This window comes from Eubacterium sp. F2 (assembly GCF_046244355.1).
GTDB lineage: Bacteria > Bacillota > Clostridia > Peptostreptococcales > Anaerovoracaceae > Aminicella.
This window is the reverse complement of the sequence record NZ_CP176393.1, coordinates 1122190-1143271: the sequence shown is the minus strand read 5'-3', so window position 1 is coordinate 1143271 and position 21082 is coordinate 1122190. Positions and strand designations below refer to the sequence as shown.

The window sequence follows — 21082 nt, the reverse complement described above, 5'->3', positions numbered from 1 at the left end:
ATTGGATAGTTTTAATGATCCGCCGGTTTCTGATCCCAGTCATAAGTCATCATCAGGGACATCGGAAAGACCGGAAGATCACTCTGTTTTATTACCTGCTCCGCGCAGTCCTCTCTGACTGCCAGGAAAGATACCGGAAGAATGCTGCCGATCATTTTTTCTGATTTTTCAGCGCCCTCCAGAATTTCCTCCGCTGTCGTGGTCCTTCCCAGATTCGGATTGAAGATAACCGATGTATTTTCCAGCCCGATTCTGGCCGCGCGGTAGATCATGGTCATGGTCTGATCAATCTCTCCGATTTCTCCTGACCACGGCCGATACACATTCAGCATGAAGAACACCTGCGTGCCCGGCTGACTCATCCAGCCGGAGTATTCTCCGACCAGTCTGGAACCGGTGTCGTTTCCCCCGACATCCAGAATTGCTACGGCATTTGGATCGGACAGCGTTTCATTCACGCCTCCGGTCGAGGTCGGCGCGTCCTGAAACTGCTCTTCATAATGAAAGAAGATCTCCTCAGCTTCCAGAGCCTTGCGAACATCTCTTGAGCGGAACAGGGGTTTCGTCTGATCCAGATCGAAGAAATGCACTTCCTTATCGGTCATCTCTTTCACCTTCAGGGCAAAATTCAAAGCCGTCTCGGATTTTCCGCATCCGGCTTCACCAAGGAAGATAAAATTATTTTTTCTGTTCAGCATCTGCTGAATTGTCTCCTCTGCTCTCAAGATGCTCTCCTTTCTTTCATTTTGGAATGTTATCAAACTTATTTTTTGATTTCGATGTCATTATAAACTCATGCAGAACGTATGTCAAACTTATTTTTAGAAAATTATACTTTTTGTTTTTCTGATTTTTTATGATAGAATGGTTTTCAGAAGCACACGTTACTCGTCAACATCTGACTTTTTGTCAGATTACTTTTTGTCAGAAAGGAACAGCCGAAATGGAAAGAGATATAAAAGAAGTTCTGAGCGACGCCGCGGATGTGATCGCCGCGCAATTCGGTCCGGACACGGAGGTTGTGGTGCATGATTTCACCCGGGATCTGGATCATACAATTGTACACATCGTCAACGGCCATGTTACGGGAAGGAAGGTCGGCGACGGCCCGACCAAGTCCTTCCTGCGCGACCTGACGGAAAACAGTAATTTCAAGAAGCATCCGCGCACCATCTCCCTCACGGATGACGGACGGACGATCCGCTCCTCCACCGTCAATTACTGCAATGACGACGGCACGCTGGCCTATTCCATGTGCATCAATCAGGACATTACGAACCTGATCACGCTGGAGCAGGCCATTCAGGGAATGACAAAAGACAAATATTTTGAAACATCGATTCAGCAAGAGGCCGAAGAGAGTGGAACCATTTCCATCCAGGACGTAATGGAAAGCCTGATTTCTGAGGGTATCCGCAAGATCGGCATGCCGCCGGACCAGATGAACCGCGATGCGAAAATTGAGTTTATCCGTTTCCTGAACGAACGCGGAGTGTTCAAGATTCAGAAATCCGGTCAGGAAGTCTGTTCCCTGCTGAACATTTCTAAATTTACCTTATATAACTATATGGAAGAGGCGAAGAAATAATGAACAGCCAGCAGATCAACTATTTTATGGCCGTCGCATCCAATCTGAGCTTTACCAAAACTTCAGAAGAATTGTTCGTCTCGCAGCCTGCTGTTTCCCGGCAGATTTCCATGCTGGAAAAGGAACTCGGAGTCCGGCTGTTCAACCGCAGCAACCACCGGACGGAGCTGACCGACGCGGGAAAACTGTATTACGACTTCTTCAGCCAGGCAAAAGCGCAGCTCAGAAACATTCAGCAGAAAATCGGTCTCCTGGAAAACGGCATACGGGAGCCTGTCCGTCTCGGGATCCTGGAAGGCTGGGATATCGATGCCCTGCTGTTTCCGCTTCTTCAGCAGTTCGACCAGAAGCATCCGGATGCCGAGCTTTCCTTTAACTTCTTCGGACTGAAAGAAATCCGGACCATGCTGCTGACCGGCGGAATCGATCTGGCATTAACACTCAGAAGCCGCCTTCTGGATGCGGAAGAAATCCAGTGTCTGGACGTCGCGTCTCCGAAGAAACTTCTGATCTGCTCCAGAAATCACCCAGTCGTGATGCAGGCAGAGCATACTGAAGAGCTGACTCCCTACGACTTCCGCAATGTTACTTTCTATGCGCCCTGGGACAGTGCGGAAGAAAACATTGCGAAAGATATAGAAGGGTATCTGTCTCCTTACGGATTTACTCCTCATCTTCAGTTTGTTCACAACACCGCAAGTATGCTGACGGCTATACACTGCGGTCAGGGTGCCGGAATCATAAACACCTGGTCTTATGCAGCACACGATCCTTCTGTTTTCTCCCTTCCTATGGAGATCTATGACCATATCTGCCTGGCCTGGATGAGAGAATCTGAAAATCAGCATACGCAGAAAGCGGTCAGTATATTATCGGAAATCATCCGTTCCGAGGGAAAATAGAGCCACAAAATAAAGCCATCAGGAAATGCCTGCCTTACGATGAATGGAGGGCAGGCATTTCTGCTATATAAGCAGAATCAGACCATACATAACAATATGGTTATGTACAGTATGTCAGACAAAATATTATACATCCACAGAAGACTTTGATATTATAATAACAGGAAAACGCAGAGGACGTTCTCACGTACCAGGTAAGTTTCCGATGCATCAGAATAACAATTGAATTATACTATTCAGGAGAGTACTATGCAGAAGAGCAAAAAACTTACGGCGGTCTATGCACTGATCATGGATCTGCCCCTCAGTATTGTGATTACACTGATTGCGATTAACCTTGCACACAATTTCACTTTGCAGATGTTTGTAATGAATACAATCATTGCATATATTCTGACCTTTCTGATTAACATGTTTATTCCCGCTCCAAAATGGGGATTTACATTTGCTGTAAAACACGCGAAGCCGGGAACATTCAAGTTCGGCCTGCTGCTGAACATGATTGTGGCTGGAGTATTCGTCATTGTCCTGGATTTCGCCATGACCGGTATCGGCGTGCTCGGTTTTCAGCATCTGGGAATGAAGGTTTACCTCATTTCCGTACTCGGAGGATTCATTCCATGCTATCTTCCGACACTGATTATCGCCATGCTGTGGAACGGTCCGTCAGACAGAATGTCAAGAGCCATCTGCAGAGAGCCGGTTCCGGAAATGCCGGAATAACAGAAGATGCATAGCAGAATATAATGTAACTTTAATGGAGGAATAATAATGAAAGTATTAGGAATTTCCGGCGGAACGCCGAATGGAAACAACGACGCGATGTGCAGAGAAGCTCTGATGGGCGCTAAAGAAGCTGGTGCCGATGAGCTGCAGTTCATCAACTTAAATAAACTTCATATCGAACACTGCACAGGATGCACAGCATGCGTTGTCAGCCTGATGACCGGAAAGGGCGGAAAATGTGTCCTGAAGGATGATTTCGACTGGCTCAGAGATAAGATGATGGATGCAGACGCAATCGTTTTCTCCATTCCGATTTTCGAAAAAGGCGCATCCGGCCTCTTTCATACACTGATGGACCGCATGGGACCGAGAAACGATACAGCGATGAATATCGTTGGTACAGAGATTGCAGAGAAAACAGGCGGCACCGCTCCGGACCAGAGAATCCTGAAGCCGAAGACGGTTGCTTACATCGGTGTCGGCGGATCAGACTGGGCGACCAGAATTGAGTGCGACTTTAGAAACCAGGCCCTCACCCCAATGTGGAAAATCGTTGACACTGCCACATTCTCCTGGTCCAAGTCCATTATCATGGACGATGAAAAGGTTGCCCGCGCTCATGAAGTCGGATACAATCTCGTAAAGGAAACCCTGAAGGGATACGATGACGCACAGTATGTCGGTGATCCTGGCGTATGTCCTCACTGCCACAACCGCAACTTCTTCCTGAACGACGATGCGACCAAGGCAGTCTGCTGCGCATGCGGCCTTGAGGGAGAAATTAAGGTCGTTGACGGAAAGATTAAATTCGTCTTTGATCCTGAAGATGAACGCAAGGCACACGACACCCTGTCCGGAAAGTTCATCCATGCCGACGACATTAAAGAAAACGAAGGAAAGCTGAAGGATTTCAAGTCCGATCCGGAGTTCAAGGCCCGCAAGAAAGCCTACAACGACTTTATCCAGCCGATCGTTCCAGAAAGATAATTTTTTTAAACCTATACCGCCGGCGCCGGAAAGCAGTTTCCGCGCTCCGGCGCCTTTTCATACCCGGCCTCTTTCACCGCAGACCGCCGGACAGACAAAAACAATCCGCAAGGAAGAAAGGAACTAGAATAAATGAGAAAACCAGATTTTTACCCTGTAAGAAGCATCATCTACGTCGACCTCGCCCACGAAGACTACCGTATCAAGCTGGAAAACTGGCTCTACCGCTATCATGTTCCGGACAGCATTTCCCAGTTCGGTCCATACGTATCCAAATACGCATTTTATCAGGCCCTGCCGACTCCTCCGGGCGGCGAGCGCTTCGGAACCGTCCGCATGCAGATGACCGAGCACTACTGGCTGGCCAACCCGAATGACCTCCGCGAATTCACCCATCACAAGGCCCTGACCGAATATTTCCCGAAGGACGTCCTCATCTGGCAGAACAACCTTCCGGATACCGGCCATTCCCATAATATCGTCAAGGCAGAAGAAGAGAACATGGAAGGAGACAATGCCCGCTCTGTAAAGGGAAATGAAGCCCTTGGCACGGTACCTTTTGTCTTCGCCTTCATCCCGGTCTGGTGGGAAGACGACTTCAAGGGTGAGGGACGCACAGTCGAGGACGGTCCGAACTACCGCTGGCAGTTCATGGTCCGCTATCCGGAAGGCGTATCCAGAGAAGAAGGCGACCGCTGGCTGAAGGAAGAGTTCATCCCGGCATTCACCGCTCAGGATGAGGTCACCCGCTGCCTGTCCAGCCACATCATGAAGGAAGTCAACAATTGCGACTTCGACCGCATCGTGGAAATGTGGTTCCCTTGCCAGAGCGCCTGGGTCACTGCTGTTCAGAAGGCCGCAGAGACCGTAAAGAAGCCGGACTGGGCTGAGACAGAGGACTTCCCTTACCTGAAGAAATCCTACGGATTCGTCGGCATCTTCCTGTCCGACATCGCCCGCTCCGACAATATGACCCAGTACCACGGCTATATCACCATGCGTTAAGGGCAGTGGACAAAATGAAATCATCAAGGAAAGACATTTTATCTCTTGCCTTCCTGGTCGCTCTGCTGCCGCCGGTCTGGGCTGTCCTGGCACCGCACCTGAACATCAGTGTGGGACCGACAGCCCTGATCTGCGCCGGCATTTACGGTGCCAACGGAAACAAGTTCAGCGACGCCCTGAAAATTTCCCTGGGCTATCTCGCGGGAGACCTCTGGGCCCTGCTCAGCGCGGTCATTACCGCATCTTCCGCTGCAGATAAGCTCAGACCGTCACTGCTCCTGTTTCTGACCCTGTTTGTCTTAGGCTTCCTCGCTGTTGTTATAGCAGCGAACCTGCCGAAGCTGTTTTTCCTTCCGGCATGGCTCAGCGGATGGGCCATCGGAATGCTGACAAACACCCTGTCACACGGCACTTCCCTGCTGAGCCTGACCATCCAGACCGGCGCCGCTATGCTCGTGGGTGTCTTCTACGTCGGCGCCCTGGTGGACAAACTGCAGAAACTCATGGCCGGAAAACAGTCATAGACAGAAGGATCTTCAGGAGTACCGTAATATTAGTGACAAAAGCAATTGGGACAAGAGATTACAGAAAGGAATATGAAATGAGTCGAAGAACAGAAATGCTGATGAAAAACATGGAATACATCGGCTACACCGATCTGAACAAGAAACCGGGATTCCAGATGGCCATGTATAAAAGCCCGGAAGGAAAGTATTACATCTATACTGCCTGCTTCCGCGATAACGGATTCAATATCGTCGATGTAACCGACCCGAAGAACCCGACTTCCACATGGGTGGAGGGTGACTGGATCGGCGAGATCCACGACGGACAGAGCCTGGCAAAAATTCAGGCCGCTGACGGAAAACTCCTCTGCTTCTACGGCGGAACTATGCGCGTTCTGCACGGAACCCACGAAGTTCCATACTGGGGAGGCATGAAAATCTACGACATCAAAACCGATCCGATGCACCCGAAATTCCTGGGGCAGTTTGAATGCGAAGACGGCCCTGGCGCACACCGCTCTTTCTATAACGGCGGCGACTACGTCTACGTCCTCGGAAGCAAGCGCAACTTCATCGGCTACATTCTCAGAATCGTGGACATTTCCGATCCGACACACCCGGTAGAAGCTGGAAGCTGGTGGGCAGACGGCCAGTACATCGGAAACAAAAAAGCATCCGATATTCCGGAAGTTGGAACCGAGCCGTTCATGAAACTTCCAAACGGCCACGCCGTCACCGTAAAGAACGACATCGCCTACGCTGCATTCCCGAACGTCGGCTTCTGCCTGATCGATGTAAAGGATAAAACCCGTCCGCATCTGATCGGAAATATTCCGCTGAATCCGCCTTTCGCAAACGGACAGTCCGGCGCAGCCGTTCACACGGCTATGCCTCTCGGCGACCGCCCGTTCGCCATCGTAACCACAGAAGGCGAACGTCCGTGGTACTTCGACCCGAACCGCGAGACCGGCATGTTCCATAAAATCACCAGCCAGCCGATGAACATCATCGGAATGGTAGAAACCAGCGACATGGAAAACCCGAGCCTGATCTCCATCTTCCCTTATCCGGAAGTCCCGGAAGGCTATAAAAAATGCCACGGCGATAACTTCAACATCATCGACGGACAGCGCGTCGTCTTCGGCCCGCACAACATGTTCGACGCCTTCGGCCAGGACTGCTACGAAAACAGAGACGACCGCGTTTACAACTGCCACTTCCAGGCCGGCCTGCGCGTCTACGACGTCACCGACCCGTTCATTCCAAAAGAAATCGCCTACTTCATGCCGCCAGACCCAGAAGGAACCTGGTTCGACATCGAAGACGGCACCCTCTTCCCTGGACCACACATCGGCATCGCAGAAGACTGCCTGGTCGACGACCGCGGATACATCTATGTGGATACCTACCAGGACGGTATGTACATCGTAAGGTGCACGGTGTAAAAGAAGAACCCCACCCTTCCACGACGCTGAAGCGTCGGGTGGGTGCCCGGGAACCTTGTTGTCGTCTAACGGGCGACAATAAAAATCCATTTCATACCAGACGGCCGGATTCAGAAGCTGCTCTACAGACCGGGCGCAACAACGGAGATCATCCGATGAATCGAGGATTCTGACGCAAACGTTAACGTACACGATGCGTCAGAACACTCTCGATTCCTTTCGTCTATCTCCTGTTGCGCCACCGGTCTTACGAGAGGCTTCTTTTCCGGCCGTCATTCTGAAATGGGTTTTTTTATAATATATTTTCCTCTGACGTCGGTTGTGGCAGCGGCCTTTCGAGAGGTTGTAAAGGCGGTGACTGGGATACCCGGGTATACTGTATTATAATCACGTTTTCTACATTATTTCGGTCGGGATCTCATTATTAATCTGAGGATTTCCCGACTTTTATTTCCCGCAGTCGGGAAACCGGTCCTCTTACCTCGAATTCCCGAACGGCAGTATCTGCCGCAGCGATGATTTCTTTTTTTCTTGAATCTTTATGTGAAACAGGAAAACTATTGCCTTTCTTAATTTCAGAATCTTTCGGTATGTTAAATATATAATGTCAGAAAGCCCTGAAATGTGATGGAATTGTGGTGGAATTTCACGCGTTTCGTTTTTTTTTGCTTTTTGAGAGAAAGCGCAGAACCGAATATATATAAATACGTGAAAAACAGCAGAATTGTTATGGACATACTATGAGGAACTGGAAATTTACAGACAGCTGAAGTCAAAATTCCTTCTGGGAGAGAAAATAATTGTAAACTTTTTCCAACAATGCATGAATTACACATGGAAGTGGGTCAATCAACTGCAGTTTTCAGCAATAGTTTTCTGAACATTTAGCATCAGGGAAATCCCGGGTCTGTAAAATATATAATAATCATGATTTAAACGAACCAAAAAAATACGAACTCAGATGGACACAAAATACATGCATATATACGAAAATATATTCATTATGGGACCTTCCGCTGTTCAATCTTCGCCCATTTATAATCGAATACTGCGCTCGATTTCACAGGGATAGGATTGGATAACGCCGTAGCTTGCATCGCATCGACCTTCGCTGTCGCTCGCTCTCTGCGGCAAGCCTGACGGGGGACCTTCCACTGTTCAATCTTCGCCCATTTATAATCGAACACTGCGCTCGATTTCACAGGGATAGGATTGGATAACGCCGTAGCTTGCATCGCATCGACCTTCGCTGTCGCTCGCTCTCTGCGGCAAGCCTGACGGGGGACCTTCCACTGTTCAATCTTCGCCCATTTGTAAACGAACACTGCGCTCGATTTCACAGGGATAGAATGGATAACGCCGTAGCTTGCATCGCATCGACCTTCGCTGTCGCTCGCTCTCTGCGGCAAGCCTGACGGGGGACCTTCCGCTGTTCAATCTTCGCCCATTTATTAAAGAACACTGCGCTCGATTTCACAGGGATAGGTCTCCCTCCAGGCTGTCCGGCTCCACATGGCAGGGCAGGTACAAGACCTTTACTCCGGCAGCCTGTGCCTCGCGGAGGGCCTTTCCGAAGGCGGGATGGGTTTCGTCGTTTGGAAGGACCTTTTTCATGCCGTCGGCCTGCATGACGAAGGCGAGGGCGGCGGCGTATCCTTCTTTTCTGGCTTTGATCAGCTCGTGCAGGTGTTTGACGCCGCGTTCTGTGGGTGCATCGGGAAAATAGCCGATTCCGCCGCGTTCCAGCGTGCAGCCCTTGACTTCGATCAGCATTTTCTGACCGCCGTTTTCCAGATAGAAATCGATCCGGGAATCGCCGAAGCGATACTCGGGAACGATTTTATCGATATGCTGCCGCTCCAGCCATTCTTTGACCACGGCGTTCGGCGCCTGACTGTCGATATTAAACAAGACACCGTTCGATTTCCGTACCGCGATCAGATCGTATTTTGTCTTTCGGTTCGGATTGGATGCCTCTTCCAGGTACACTTCTGCGCCGGGAATAAGCAGCTCGCGGCAGCGGCCGGTGTTTTTCACATGGACGACCGTCTCTTCCCCGCCGATCATAACCTTTGCAATAAAACGATTCGGGCGGGAAAGAAATTCCCCCCGAATGACCTTGCCATATTTCATTTTGTCAACCCTTTCATCCTCTCATCGCCGCCTGCAGAACAGCGGCATGGACAGCAGCCGCCGGCGCCAGGGCGGATTCATCCGGGCACATTTTCGGGCTGTGCAGCGGGTAAGGGCAATTGACGCCGATGTGGTAATAGGCCCCCGGATATTTCAGGAGGTAAAATCCGAAATCCTCGGTCGTCATGGTCGCATCCTTCTCGACCTCCAGCCGGGACGCGCCCAGCACCGACTCCGCGGCCTCCTGCACCAGCTGGGTCTGCTGGTCGTGATTGGTGACGCCGACATAGCCGTCCACCATATGAAGATCATAGGTAACATGCGCGTCCTCCGCGATCCGGCTCAGAGTATCCTTAATTTTCTGCTCCAGTTCCGCGCGGAGATCCAGTCCCGCCGTACGCAGAATTCCCTTGAAATCAGCGTGATCCGAAATGATGTTCCGGGCGGTTCCGGCATGGAACTCGCCAACTGTCACGACCGCGCGCTCACCGTCATACAGGCCGGTCATCTCCTTCAGCGCCGCACACATCCTAGCCGCCGCATAGAGGCTGTCTGTGCCATTTTCCGGCTCCGCCCCGTGCGTGCCTTTCCCGTGCACCGTGACATCATACATACAGGCCGCCGCGTAGAACCGGCCGTATTTCACGCCGATCGTCCCCGCCGGCAGCGACGGATTGCAGTGGGCGCCGAACACAGACTGCACCTGCAGCTCGTCCAGAATGCCCGTGTCCAGAATTCTCTGCGCGCCGCCGTCACCCTCTTCATCCGGCTGGAAGATAAACACCGCCGTCCCGGAGAAGGCCTCCTTATGCATCGACAAAAGTTTAGCCGCGCCAAGGAGAGACGCCATGTGCATGTCATGACCGCAGGCATGCATCATGCCATGGATCTCTGAGGCAAACGGTACTTCCACCTCCTCCGTCACCGGAAGGGCGTCGATATCCGAACGGAAGGCCGCTGCCGGGCCCTCCCCGTTTCTGAGAATTCCGATGACGCCGGTTTTCAGTACCTGCCGCGTCTCAATCCCGCAGGAATGGAGGATCTCGATGATTTTTTCCGTGGTCCGGTACTCTTTATTTCCGATTTCCGGATGACGGTGAAAATCCCGCCGCCATCCGATAATTTCAGCTTCGATTTTTTCTGCTTCTTGCAGCCAGTTTACCATATTAACCGCGGCCCTCGCTTTCCAGAATCCGTACGAACTTCTCCAGACGGTCCATGCCTTCGTGCAGCTCTCCATCACTGTAGCAGTAGGTCAGACGAATATGGTCATCACTTCCAAAAGCGAATCCCGGCGTCGCCGCCAGCCTGACTTCCTGAATCATCCGGCTGCAGAACTCCGATGAAGAGAGGCCGAACTTCTTAATCGACGGGAAGACGTAAAACGCCCCGTCCGGCTCCGTAACGGAAAGCCCGATCTCCTTCAGCCTGCGCAGCATGAAGGCCCTGCGCTTCTTATAGATCTCCAGAAACGGCTCCGGATTAAAATCCAGAGCCTTCACCGCCGCTCTCTGGAAAGGAGCCGGTGTCGACGTAATCATAAACTGGTGAATCAGCTCCACCCGCTCCCTGATTTCGCTGTCCATGCAGACATAGCCCATTCTCCAGCCCGTCATAGCGTACGGCTTTGAGAAAGACTGCACCAGGAAGAACTGATCCTTCAGATCCTCATATTCCGCGATGCTGTGGCAGCCCGGCTTGTAGACCAGCTGCTGATAGACATCATCCGCAATCACGAATAAGCCGTGCTCCTTCGCCAGATCGTGCACGGCGTCCAGACTCGCCTTATTCAGCACACAGCCTGTCGGGTTGTTCGGTGAATTCAGGACGATCGCCTTGGTGCGGTTCGTGATCAAACTTGCCAGCTTATTTTTGTCGATCTGAAAGGCGTTGTCTGACGTGTCCAGAGGAACAAACTTTCCCCGGCACATCTTGGTGATTTCCTCGTAAATCATAAAGGCCGGCACCGGCACGATGACCTCGTCACCCGGGTTCAGAATGCCGAACAGAGACAGGAAAACGCCCTCTTCCGCACCGGCAGTGACGATGATGTTGTCTGCCGTGTAGGAATGGCCGTGTTTCTCGTTTTCAAAGGCCGCGATCTTCTCTCTCAGCTCCGGGCTTCCATTGTTCGGAATGTAGTGCGTCTCGTGGTGCAGAAAGGCCTCAAACACCTCGTCTTTCACCATCTGCGGGGTTTCAAAATCCGGTTCGCCCAGGGTCAGCGCCACGCAGCCCGGAGTCTTCTTCGCAAGGTTGGAAAACTCCCGGATTGCGCTGTGCTGCGCCTTGTACATGACCTGATTCAATTTATCTTTCATGTTTCCCATTACAGCTTCCTTAACATATCCTCAAGACCTGTCTTGCTGGAGGTCTTTTCATCCTTCATTTTAATGACTCTTGCCGGGCATCCCGCAACGACGGCGTTGTCCGGAACATCTTCGATCACGACGGCTCCTGCTGCAACGACTGCGCCCTTTCCGACGTGTACACCTTCGATGACGACTGCGTTTGCGCCGATCAGAACATCGTCCTCGATAATAACCGGAGTTGCGCTGGCCGGCTCGATGACGCCCGCCAGAACCGTGCCTGCGCCAATGTGGCAGTGATTTCCGACGGTTGCGCGCCCGCCCAGAATGGCGCCCATGTCGATCATGGTTCCCTCGCCGATGACGGCGCCGATGTTGATGACTGCGCCCATCATGATGACGGCGTTCTTACCGATGGAAACCTGGTCTCTGATGATTGCGCCCGGCTCGATTCTCGCGTCGATTTCCTTCATGTCCAGGAGCGGAACAGCAGTATTTCTGGAGTTATTCTCTACTACCGCGTCTTCGATCTTATCCTTGTTTGCATCCAGAATCGGCTTCAGCTCTTTCCAGTCGCCGAATACGATTTTATCCTTATCGCCGAATACCTTTGCATTTCCATAGTCAATCGGCGCTTTTTCCTTTACATATACCTTAACCGGAGTCTTTTTCTCAGACTCTCCGATGAAACGGATGATTTCTTCTGCATTCATCATGGCTCTTACCCCTCTTTTATTGTTTCCTTCCAGCGCCCGTGGCTCTTTTTCTGCCGGGCTTTTGTTTACTGCCACTATTTTAACACGTTGAAGTAGTGCATACAAACATGATTACCAATTTACAGCCAGCTTTATCGGGAAGATTTTCCCGGAAAGGATTTTCCTTTTTTTCTTGCGGTATACGTTGTAAAATATTTTTTGTCCAGAGGTAAAGTCCGGACAAAATCCAATGAGCAAGGAGTTAACTATCATGAGCACAATCCGTTCACTGCGCCATAATAAAATTGTCAGCAAAATCTTTCTGGTCGTATTCGGAAATATTTTCTACGCAGCGGGTGTTAATCTCGCCATCAACCCGCTTCATTTCTACAGCGGCGGCTTCACCGGAATCGCGCAGCTCCTGCGTCTTCTTCTGGTTCAGGTTCTGCACGTACCTCAGATCGGCGGACTCGATTACCTGGGAATTATCTATTTTCTGATCAATGTACCGTTTTTCCTCATCGCCTTTAAGGTCATGGGAAAGCGCTTCTGTCTGGAGACGCTGGTGTCCATCGTCATGGCATCCGCTTTTCTTTCAATTATTCCTGTGCCTTCCAAACCGATTATCACCGACCCGCTGCTGGCCGCAACGGTTGGAGGCCTGGGCTCGGGAATCGGAGCCGGCATGGTGCTGAGAGCCGGAAGTTCTCAGGGCGGACAGGACCTGATCGGTGTCTGCCTGGCGAAAACCCATCCGGACTTTAAAGTCGGCAACATCGGCATTATTATCAGCGTCTGCATTTATGCGATCTGCCTCTTCATCTATGATGTCCCAACCGTGCTCTATTCCATTATTTTCGCGGTTGTCACCGGCCTTTGCATCGACAGGGTCCACACCCAGAACATCAAGATGGAAGCCATGATCTTCACCAAGAAAGAAGGCATGGCAAAGGCCATCATGACGGAACTGAAAAGAGGCGTCACGGACTGGGACGGTGAAGGCGCCTATACCAATGAAGATTCCCACGTTCTCGTCACGGTCATCTCCAAGTATGAAGAGCCGCTGCTGAAAGAAATTGCAGCAAAATATGACCCTCACGCCTTCATCATTCTGGTGGATCACGCAAGAGTCATCGGTAATTTTGAAAAACGTTTTACGGAATAGCTGTCTCTGTACATCAGCTTAACTTCCGTAAAATCTTTTCCACATCTTCAGTTCCTACAGCATCTCATGAACCAGGAAGGCCAGCATCAGCTGCATCCGGTTTTCCAGGCTTCCGAGATCCATGTTCAGGATTTTAGAGGCCTGATTGATTTTATAGTTTACGGTATTTCTGTGCACGAACATCTTGGAGGCGGTCCTGGTGATGCTTCCGTCGTTCTGCAGATAGAGTTTCAAAACGTCGGTAAGATCGGTGCCCTTTTCCTTGTCATGCTTTACCAGAGGTCCGAGAACCTGATTATAGTATTCCTGCTTGATTTCGTCGTCTTCAATTCCAAGGAGCAGACGGTATGCACCCATATCGGTGAAGAAAATCTTATCCTGCGGGATGGATTCTTTCATCTGAAGCCTGACGATGGCTTCCGCCTGCCGGTAACTCTTATGGATGCAGCGCATGCTCTTGGTCAGCTTTCCGATTCCGATATAGACTTTTTCATCGTTCAGCGGAAGCAGAAAACAGACATGATCCAGCAGGTCTTCTGCCAGAATCCTGACCTGCTCGGTGTGCTGGGTGGAAATAACGGCGATAATATCCCGGTCATCGGTAAAAACCGCGCACTTCGGATAGATTTCCCGCAGATGGTTCCACAGCCGCTCGCGGATCGATTCCGCCAGCGCGTAAGGATCGGATGATGTGTTGGTAACCCGCAGCATGCAGATGGCATAGCGGTCCTCTACATTAAAATGATGCTCGGACAGCGGAACCACGTACCGCTCCTGCTGGTCCGGGAAGAAAATCGCGTTTTTAAAGGCTGTGCTGATTTCCTCTTCACTGACATTATCCTGAACAATATATTCAGTCAGCGGCTGAATAATTTTTTCAAGCGGCACCTTCCACGGAAGGGTAAACAGTGGGAAATCTTTAGCATTGCAGAAGGAACAGACCTTCTTCGGAATATTTCTGATGTAACCCCCTATATTAACAATGACTCCGGACGCTTCATTCTCATAAAGCAGCCGCACTTGATCTAAAAGCGCATCCTCAATATTCCACTTATCCAGACCGACGCCCGTGGTAATTACCAGCTCGCCGCCATTCAGATATTCCGCCATTTCCGGCGTTTCTGAAATGTGCACCCAGGTGACCTGACGGTGCATGCCGGTCGCCCCCGCGGCCAGTTTCAGCTCATCCCCCGGATACTGATCGACTAGTACTTTCATATCAATAGACATAATTAACCCCTCACTCCCTTGGGTATCCCCTTTTGTTCCCTATTCTATTATAAACCATTTTCGGTGGATTGCCACAATAAAACTGTGTGCACTTTTGTGTAAAAGCACAATAAACATTGTGCCCTGTCACAGCACCACTAGAACACGTTCTTGCTATAATGACAGCATCAAGGGGAGTTCAAAAGAACAAAAGAAAAAATGATGAATTGTTTATGAGAGTTTGAAGGGAGAATTAAGATGAAACTGAGCGATACAGGATTCACAGCAGAAGAAATCAAAGAAAAGGTTAACAAGTACATGATCGAGACTTACGAGCGTTTCGACTTTGTCGCTCAGCGCGGCGAGGGCATGTACCTCTACGATGAGAACGACGAGCCGTACCTGGACTTCTACGCAGGCGTTGCCGTCAATGCAGCAGGAAACTGCAACGAGCACGTGGTCAAGGCCGTTCAGGAACAGGCTGCCGATCTGATGCAGACCTTTAACTATCCATATACCATTCCGCAGGCACTTCTGGCAGAGAAGATCTGCACAACCATCGGAATGGACAAGATTTTCTATCAGAACACAGGAACAGAAGCCAACGAGGCAATGATCAAGATGGCAAGAAAGTACGGAATCGAGAAGTACGGTCCGTCCAGATACCACATCGTCACTGCAGCACAGAGCTTCCACGGCAGAACATTCGGATCCATGTCCGCGACAGGTCAGCCGGACAATGCATGTCAGATCGGATTCGGACCGATGGAGCAGGGCTTCTCCTACGCAGAATTCAACAACCTGCAGTCATTCATTGACGCATGTACAGAAGATACCATTGCATTTATGGTTGAGCCGGTTCAGGGCGAAGGCGGAGTTCACCCGGCTACAAAGGAATTCCTGACCGGTCTCCGCAGATACTGTGATGAGCACGATATGCTCCTGCTTCTGGATGAAGTACAGTCCGGATGGGGCAGAACCGGAAACATCATGTCTTATATGAACTATGGAATCAAGCCGGATATCGTATCCATGGCCAAGGCTCTGGGCGGCGGCATGCCGATCGGCGCAATCTGCGCGACAGAGGAAGTATCCAAGGCCTTCACACCGGGATCCCACGGATCCACATTCGGCGGACATCCAGTCTGCTGCGCAGCAGCACTGGCAGAAATCGATGAACTGCTGAAGAACGACCTTCCGGGCAATGCCAAGGAAGTTGGTTCCTACTTCATCGAACGCCTCGGAAAAGAAATTCCGCACATTAAAGAAGCAAGAGGCCAGGGCCTGTTCGTCGGTGTTGAATTTGACGGCAGCGTAAACGCTGTAGAGGTAAAGCATGAGTGCTTCAAGCGCCACCTGCTCATTACCGCCATCGGCGACGATGTCATCCGCATGGTTCCGCCACTGATCGTAAACAAAGAGCAGTGCGACCAGGCCGTAGACATCATCCGCGAAGCAGCAGAAGCAGCATTCGCAAAGAACAAAGCAAACTCCAAAGTTGCATAAGCATTTTGCATTTTTTCCAAACAACACAGGAAGCCGGAAGGGGATTTCCCCGACCGGCTTCCTGTGTTTTCTGTTCTTAATCTTCTTCCTCAGCCTTTCCGGACGGTGATGTCATCTTATGTCCGGACCAGATGCAGACGATTGCTGCGACAATCATTACGATCGCGCTGCATTTATGCAGTTTAAACGGATTCATTATCTTTCTCCTTTCTTCTGCTCAGCAAGCAGATCACGAATTTCTCTCAGAAGGACCACATCTTCTGACGGAGCAGGAGCTTCTTCTTCCTTTTCCTGCGGCTTATGCAGTCTGTTGATGCCGCGGATCAGAATGAAGACACACAGAGAAATCAGCAGGAAATTAATGATGGACTGAATGAAATTTCCATACTTCAGCGTGGCCGTACCGATGGTAACGCTCAGTCCCGCAATGTTAATTCCTTTCAGAATCATGCCGATCACCGGCATCAGCATGTCATTAACCAGCGATGTTACAATTGCCGTAAACGCGGATCCTACAATAATTCCGACTGCCATATCCAGGACATTTCCGCGCTGGATAAACTCCTTGAATTCCGTAATAAAGTTTTTGGTCTCCTTCATGGTGCTCTCTTTCCCCCAGACTATTGCATTTCATTAATTGATATAATGTAAGATTATACCATGTATAGAAAGCCCCGGACAATCATTTTTCCGGCTTATTCTCTTGCTTGTTATTTTTGTCCAGATGGGCGCGGATAAACGCAAGGAAGTCTTCTTCCGGCAGCGGCCTGGAAAAATAGAACCCCTGCTGATAGTCGCAGCCCAGCTCGGGAGTTTGACAGTTTGATTCTGCAAAAATCGCTGTAAGCCTTGCAATGGCTTTCTTTTTTTGTCAAATTTTATCAAAATAATTGTGGTATTGTTTGGTATTGTATGATATAATAAATTTAGGTGTAACTTGATTGACCGTTGAAAATCCAACACAAGGAGTACTGCTATGCGCCTCAATATTGTTAAATCGAAGAATGCTGAACAGCTGTACATTATCAAGTCTTATCGCAAGCCGGACGGAAAGTCCACGACTAAGATCTTCAAGAAACTTGGTACGATGCAGGAACGGCTTCCTGAACATGATAATTCCCGGAATAAAGTGATTGCATGGGCAAAGGCGGAAGCTAGAAAATACACAGAACAGGAAAAAGAAGGTTCCCTGGAGATCTCAATCCCGCTTTCCGAAAAGAAGCAGTTGGAACCCAATCAGCAAACCACGTTCAACGGTGGATATCTGTTTCTTCAGAAGGTATTCTATGATCTCGGGATTGAGAAAACCTGTCAGCAAATACAGAAAAAGTATCGCTTTCAGTCTGATCTTGGAGAGATTCTCCGGAATCTGGTCTATGCGAGAATTCTGGATCCGGGTTCCAAGCGCTCGTCTTTGGAATACGGGCGCAGTCTTCTGGAACCGCCAACGTATGAACTTCATGATATTTACCGTGCTCTGGATATTCTTCAAAAAGAGTCCGCTTTCATCCAGACTTCTCTGTACAACAGTAATTCGCAGATGCATAACACATCGGTTCTTTACTATGATTGTACAAACTTTTTCTTTGAGATGGAGGAAGCAAATGGAATCTGCCAGTATGGGAGGAGTAAGGAAAACAGACCCAACCCGATTGTCCAGATGGGGCTGTTCATAGACGGAAGCGGTCTGCCGTTAGCACTCAGCGTCTTCCCGGGAAACCAGAATGAACAGCCGTCTCTGATTCCTCTTGAGAAACAGATATTGGTAGATTTTGATCTTTCCCGATTCATCGTCTGTACTGACGCCGGACTTGCTTCTCAGGCGAATCGCCGCTTCAACAATATTAACGGGCGTTCCTACATCGTGACACAGTCCTTAAAGTGTATGAAGGACCATTTGAAAAAATGGGCCCTGGATCCGTCCGGCTGGAAAAGGCAGCATGACAATACAGAATACTCTTTGGACGAGTTGGATGAGGATGTCCATTTTAATGACGTATTCTTTAAAGAACGATGGATCAATGAGAACGAACTGGAGCAGCGGCTTATCGTATCGTATTCGCCGAAATACCGCAGATACCAGCGTTCAGTGCGTTCAAGACAGATCGACAGAGCACTGAAAATCATAGATAAAGGATCGAGAGGAGAGACACGAAATCCTCATGATCCAAAACGTTTCATCGACGAACAGCAGATCACAATGGATGGCGTACTGGCAGAAAAGAAACTGAGAACATTGAATGAAGACAAAATCCGGGATGAGGAACTTTACGATGGATTTTATGCGGTCTGCACAACACTGGAAGACGAAATCGGAGATATTCTCCGGATCAACAAACGCCGCTGGGAAATCGAGGAATCATTCCGTATCATGAAATCCGAGTTCCGTTCACGGCCTGTCTATTTAAGGAGAGAAGAGCGCATAAAGGCGCACTTCCTGACATGTTTTATTGCACTGCTGGTATACCGGGTACTGGAATCACGAGTAGGAGAAGACATCAGTATCCGCGAACTGATCAGTACGATGAAAGAAATGAAGTACCGAAAAATCGAAGGGATGGGATACATTCCCTGCTATACTAGAAGCCATATCACCGACGTACTCCATGCAGCCTGCGGCTTCAGCACAGATGCAGAATTCATATCGAATAAAAAGATGAAAAAAATTATGCAGAAAACAAAAAGGTAGCCAAAATACTACAAATCAAGCCGAAAAAATAAGTGCCTAAAACGTTGAAATCACAACGTTTATGGCACTTTTTACTCTTTTCAAACTGTCAAACTCAGGATATAATGTAAGATTATACCATGTATAGAAAGCCCCGGACAATCATTTTTCCGGCTTATTCTCTTGCTTGTTATTTTTGTCCAGATGGGCGCGGATAAACGCAAGGAAGTCTTCTTCCGGCAGCGGCCTGGAAAAATAGAACCCCTGCTGATAGTCGCAGCCCAGCTCTTCGAGTCCCTTCTTCATTTCTTCTGTCTCGACGCCCTCTGCGAGTACATGAAATCCTTCTTCCTTAAAATTCTGGATGATGCCCTTCAGATACTGGTTCTCGCCGCGGAAATAAGACCAGACGATGGACTTGTCGATCTTGATGATCTCGAATGGCAGCTTCATAATTTCCATCACATTGGAAAATCCCGTGCCGTAATCGTCCAGGGAAAAGCTCATTCCCGCATCGCAGAGGGTTTTCATGTGTTCATGCATCTGCACCGTGTCGGATGCTGCGGACTCGGTAATTTCCAGATTCAGACTCCGCATGGAAACGGAAAACTCCTCCGCGGTCTCCATCAGCAGCTCCGCCAGCCGCCCGTGACTGCTGTAGGCCGGCGACAGATTGACTTCCAGGTATTCCATTCCAAGCTGTTTCAGATCGTGATCCTGAATGAACTGACACGCCTTCTTATATACCAGATGATCCAGCTGAACGATGTTTCCGCTGCGCTCCGCATTCTCGATGAACTCTCCCGGCATGAGAAAGCCAAGTTTCTGGTCATCGATGCGCGCCAAAACCTCCGCAGAGGTAAAGGCATGGTCTCTGCAGGAGTAAATCGGCTGAAAATACAGAAGAACCGATTCATCCCGGATGGTCCGCTCCAGTGCCTCGTCCACCTCACTGTTTCTCCTGATCCGCTGAAGAATCTGGTTATCCGCGACAATTCTGGACGTCCTCCCCTGCTTCTGCATCTCCGCAAACAGGTAATTAATCGCCGCACCGACCATCTGTCCATCGACTTTCGGCATTCTTTCAGGGATATATGCGGTGGATACCTTCATCGTCAGCAGGTCATCGTCCGTATCCAGCGAGTCGTTGATGCAGGCATCTGCCGCACGCCGCAGTTCTTCCTCACTCTTTTCCCCCTGGTCACACAGGACAAAATGTCCATTGCCAAGGTAGAAAATCAGCATGGAATGTGCGGCCGTATGGAGATATTCCGATACCGGACGTGCCTTCCCGTCGCCGCGCCCCACACCGCGCGCTGCTTTGATTTCCTCATAATTGTTGACATTCATGCAGAAAAACGCCATCTTCCTCTGCCGCTCGATGTGATCCATGATCAATTCTGTCAACGCAGCCTGATTGAAGTACAGGTGATTTCCCTCCAGCAGACGACTCGGATCCTGAATCGTGAGATAGAGAAAACCGATGCCGACCGCGTAAATCAGATTCATCAGGAGTGCCTCGTCGTTGATGATCCTCACGAATCCCCCGATGATCAGAATTCCGCAGAAAACCAGAAAACTTACACACTGCGATCGCGAGATATGTTTCCAGTAGGTCAGCACCAGAGCAATGCACAGAAAAATATAGAATCCGAAGACCAGATAAATTACGTTATAGGAAGCCGTACGGAAGAACATTCCCTGTGAATCGTAGCTGTACATAAATCCGGTCCAGGGTGCCGAGATCACAGCAATCGAAAAAAGCAGATACGGCAGCCGGAACAGCCGGTCTCTCCATTTTGAAATCCGGTATTTTATTCCCGTAAAGCCCAGGGTAAACTCATACAGCACGAACACCCTTCCGACAAAACACAGGAAAAAGAGGATACTGAGCATGTGCAGCAGCGGCAGTGACGTGACTGCGCGGCTGCTGTCAAGCGTACAGGTTACAATATCAAGAAATGTTGTATAACAGCCGAATTCCAGAAGTCTCCGAAAGCAGAAATTCTGGTAGGTCGGCAGATGTTTGCTGAAGATATATAAAAGAAGCAGCAGAAGCTGCAGGACTAAGGCGGAATCGGCGAATTGATAGCTTAACGACATAATGCTCTCTTCCTTTCAGGAGAAGAAGTCTCTATTCAGCAGCAGTCTTTCCGCATTCCATAGCTTTCTGCCTGGATGTAACTTCACTGCAGTGACGGAATTCATTTCGAAAATTTTCAAAAAAGAAAAATCCTG

At 49.7% G+C, this 21082-nt stretch carries 18 protein-coding genes; 10 read left to right on the top strand and 8 right to left on the bottom strand.

Annotated elements, in window-relative coordinates; genetic code table 11:
• Nucleotides 1–11: 11 nt before the first annotated feature.
• The gene (locus ACI77B_RS04765; RefSeq protein ID WP_409337618.1) at nt 12–698 is read right to left on the bottom strand and encodes a hypothetical protein; all 687 of its coding nucleotides are present in this window, start codon (nt 696–698) and stop codon (nt 12–14) included.
• A gap of 245 nt (nt 699–943) precedes the next feature.
• Here ACI77B_RS04765 and ACI77B_RS04760 point away from each other — a divergent pair, with 245 nt between their 5' ends.
• The 7 genes from ACI77B_RS04760 to ACI77B_RS04730 all read left to right on the top strand — a co-directional run bounded on the left by ACI77B_RS04760 (nt 944) and on the right by ACI77B_RS04730 (nt 7159).
• A complete protein-coding gene (locus ACI77B_RS04760; RefSeq protein ID WP_409337617.1) occupies nt 944–1588 on the top strand; it encodes a helix-turn-helix transcriptional regulator in 645 nt (214 codons plus the stop codon).
• Entirely contained in the window at nt 1588–2490 is a 903-nt protein-coding gene (locus ACI77B_RS04755; RefSeq protein WP_409337616.1) for a LysR family transcriptional regulator, read from the top strand. The genes ACI77B_RS04760 and ACI77B_RS04755 overlap by 1 nt, the downstream gene beginning before the upstream one ends.
• A gap of 249 nt (nt 2491–2739) precedes the next feature.
• Entirely contained in the window at nt 2740–3213 is a 474-nt protein-coding gene (locus ACI77B_RS04750) for a hypothetical protein (RefSeq protein WP_409337615.1), read from the top strand.
• 48 nt (nt 3214–3261) lie between these two features.
• The gene (locus ACI77B_RS04745) at nt 3262–4203 is read left to right on the top strand and encodes a flavodoxin family protein (protein WP_178264457.1); all 942 of its coding nucleotides are present in this window, start codon (nt 3262–3264) and stop codon (nt 4201–4203) included.
• Between the two features lie 132 nt (nt 4204–4335).
• Nucleotides 4336–5208, top strand: a complete 873-nt coding sequence (locus tag ACI77B_RS04740; protein WP_409337614.1) for an acetyl-CoA hydrolase — start codon at nt 4336–4338, stop codon at nt 5206–5208.
• 14 nt (nt 5209–5222) lie between these two features.
• Entirely contained in the window at nt 5223–5732 is a 510-nt protein-coding gene (locus ACI77B_RS04735; protein ID WP_409337613.1) for a DUF1097 domain-containing protein, read from the top strand.
• A gap of 77 nt (nt 5733–5809) precedes the next feature.
• Nucleotides 5810–7159, top strand: coding sequence for an LVIVD repeat-containing protein (locus tag ACI77B_RS04730; protein WP_178264460.1), 1350 nt, complete (start codon nt 5810–5812; stop codon nt 7157–7159).
• Between the two features lie 1473 nt (nt 7160–8632).
• Here the strand turns inward: ACI77B_RS04730 and sfsA are convergent.
• From sfsA to dapD, 4 genes are read right to left on the bottom strand one after another with little or no spacing between them, the layout of a single operon-like run.
• Nucleotides 8633–9292, bottom strand: coding sequence for a DNA/RNA nuclease SfsA (gene sfsA, locus ACI77B_RS04725; RefSeq protein ID WP_409337612.1), 660 nt, complete (start codon nt 9290–9292; stop codon nt 8633–8635).
• 13 nt (nt 9293–9305) lie between these two features.
• Entirely contained in the window at nt 9306–10457 is a 1152-nt protein-coding gene (locus ACI77B_RS04720) for a M20 metallopeptidase family protein (RefSeq protein WP_409337611.1), read from the bottom strand.
• 1 nt (nt 10458) lies between these two features.
• Complete coding sequence (locus ACI77B_RS04715; protein WP_409337610.1) at nt 10459–11622, bottom strand: pyridoxal phosphate-dependent aminotransferase; 1164 nt, start codon at nt 11620–11622, stop codon at nt 10459–10461.
• Nucleotides 11622–12314 carry a 2,3,4,5-tetrahydropyridine-2,6-dicarboxylate N-acetyltransferase gene (gene dapD / locus ACI77B_RS04710; protein ID WP_409337694.1) on the bottom strand — a complete coding sequence of 231 codons (693 nt, stop codon included), beginning with the start codon at nt 12312–12314 and terminating at the stop codon, nt 11622–11624. Before dapD ends, ACI77B_RS04715 begins: the two co-directional genes overlap by 1 nt.
• A gap of 253 nt (nt 12315–12567) precedes the next feature.
• On the opposite strand from dapD, the gene ACI77B_RS04705 reads away from it, so the two are divergent.
• The gene (locus ACI77B_RS04705; protein WP_409337609.1) at nt 12568–13461 is read left to right on the top strand and encodes a YitT family protein; all 894 of its coding nucleotides are present in this window, start codon (nt 12568–12570) and stop codon (nt 13459–13461) included.
• A 54-nt stretch (nt 13462–13515) separates the two neighbouring features.
• Here the strand turns inward: ACI77B_RS04705 and ACI77B_RS04700 are convergent, their stop codons facing one another.
• Entirely contained in the window at nt 13516–14691 is a 1176-nt protein-coding gene (locus ACI77B_RS04700; RefSeq protein WP_409337608.1) for a PucR family transcriptional regulator, read from the bottom strand.
• 237 nt (nt 14692–14928) lie between these two features.
• Between ACI77B_RS04700 and ACI77B_RS04695 the strand changes: the two genes are divergently transcribed.
• Nucleotides 14929–16176, top strand: coding sequence for an aspartate aminotransferase family protein (locus ACI77B_RS04695; protein WP_409337607.1), 1248 nt, complete (start codon nt 14929–14931; stop codon nt 16174–16176).
• A gap of 195 nt (nt 16177–16371) precedes the next feature.
• Here the strand turns inward: ACI77B_RS04695 and mscL are convergent, their stop codons facing one another.
• Entirely contained in the window at nt 16372–16776 is a 405-nt protein-coding gene (gene mscL / locus ACI77B_RS04690; protein ID WP_409337606.1) for a large-conductance mechanosensitive channel protein MscL, read from the bottom strand.
• Nucleotides 16777–17152: 376 nt separating this feature from the next.
• Here mscL and ACI77B_RS04685 point away from each other — a divergent pair, with 376 nt between their 5' ends.
• Nucleotides 17153–18865, top strand: a complete 1713-nt coding sequence (locus ACI77B_RS04685; RefSeq protein WP_409337605.1) for an IS1634 family transposase — start codon at nt 17153–17155, stop codon at nt 18863–18865.
• 141 nt (nt 18866–19006) lie between these two features.
• On the opposite strand, the gene ACI77B_RS04680 is transcribed toward ACI77B_RS04685, so the two are convergent.
• Complete coding sequence (locus ACI77B_RS04680) at nt 19007–20947, bottom strand: EAL domain-containing protein (RefSeq protein ID WP_409337604.1); 1941 nt, start codon at nt 20945–20947, stop codon at nt 19007–19009.
• Between the last annotated feature and the right edge of the window lie 135 nt (nt 20948–21082).

Coding starts and splice junctions, on each gene's coding strand:
- ACI77B_RS04685 (WP_409337605.1), top strand. CDS start 17,153: ATGCGCCTCAATATTGTTAAATCGAAGAATGCTGAACAGCTGTACATT.
- ACI77B_RS04745 (WP_178264457.1), top strand. CDS start 3,262: ATGAAAGTATTAGGAATTTCCGGCGGAACGCCGAATGGAAACAACGAC.
- ACI77B_RS04720 (WP_409337611.1), bottom strand. CDS start 10,457: ATGGTAAACTGGCTGCAAGAAGCAGAAAAAATCGAAGCTGAAATTATC.
- ACI77B_RS04760 (WP_409337617.1), top strand. CDS start 944: ATGGAAAGAGATATAAAAGAAGTTCTGAGCGACGCCGCGGATGTGATC.
- ACI77B_RS04695 (WP_409337607.1), top strand. CDS start 14,929: ATGAAACTGAGCGATACAGGATTCACAGCAGAAGAAATCAAAGAAAAG.
- ACI77B_RS04680 (WP_409337604.1), bottom strand. CDS start 20,947: ATGTCGTTAAGCTATCAATTCGCCGATTCCGCCTTAGTCCTGCAGCTT.
- dapD (WP_409337694.1), bottom strand. CDS start 12,314: ATGAATGCAGAAGAAATCATCCGTTTCATCGGAGAGTCTGAGAAAAAG.
- ACI77B_RS04755 (WP_409337616.1), top strand. CDS start 1,588: ATGAACAGCCAGCAGATCAACTATTTTATGGCCGTCGCATCCAATCTG.
- ACI77B_RS04735 (WP_409337613.1), top strand. CDS start 5,223: ATGAAATCATCAAGGAAAGACATTTTATCTCTTGCCTTCCTGGTCGCT.
- ACI77B_RS04715 (WP_409337610.1), bottom strand. CDS start 11,622: ATGGGAAACATGAAAGATAAATTGAATCAGGTCATGTACAAGGCGCAG.
- ACI77B_RS04740 (WP_409337614.1), top strand. CDS start 4,336: ATGAGAAAACCAGATTTTTACCCTGTAAGAAGCATCATCTACGTCGAC.
- ACI77B_RS04750 (WP_409337615.1), top strand. CDS start 2,740: ATGCAGAAGAGCAAAAAACTTACGGCGGTCTATGCACTGATCATGGAT.
- ACI77B_RS04730 (WP_178264460.1), top strand. CDS start 5,810: ATGAGTCGAAGAACAGAAATGCTGATGAAAAACATGGAATACATCGGC.
- ACI77B_RS04765 (WP_409337618.1), bottom strand. CDS start 698: ATGCTGAACAGAAAAAATAATTTTATCTTCCTTGGTGAAGCCGGATGC.
- sfsA (WP_409337612.1), bottom strand. CDS start 9,292: ATGAAATATGGCAAGGTCATTCGGGGGGAATTTCTTTCCCGCCCGAAT.
- ACI77B_RS04700 (WP_409337608.1), bottom strand. CDS start 14,691: ATGTCTATTGATATGAAAGTACTAGTCGATCAGTATCCGGGGGATGAG.
- ACI77B_RS04705 (WP_409337609.1), top strand. CDS start 12,568: ATGAGCACAATCCGTTCACTGCGCCATAATAAAATTGTCAGCAAAATC.
- mscL (WP_409337606.1), bottom strand. CDS start 16,776: ATGAAGGAGACCAAAAACTTTATTACGGAATTCAAGGAGTTTATCCAG.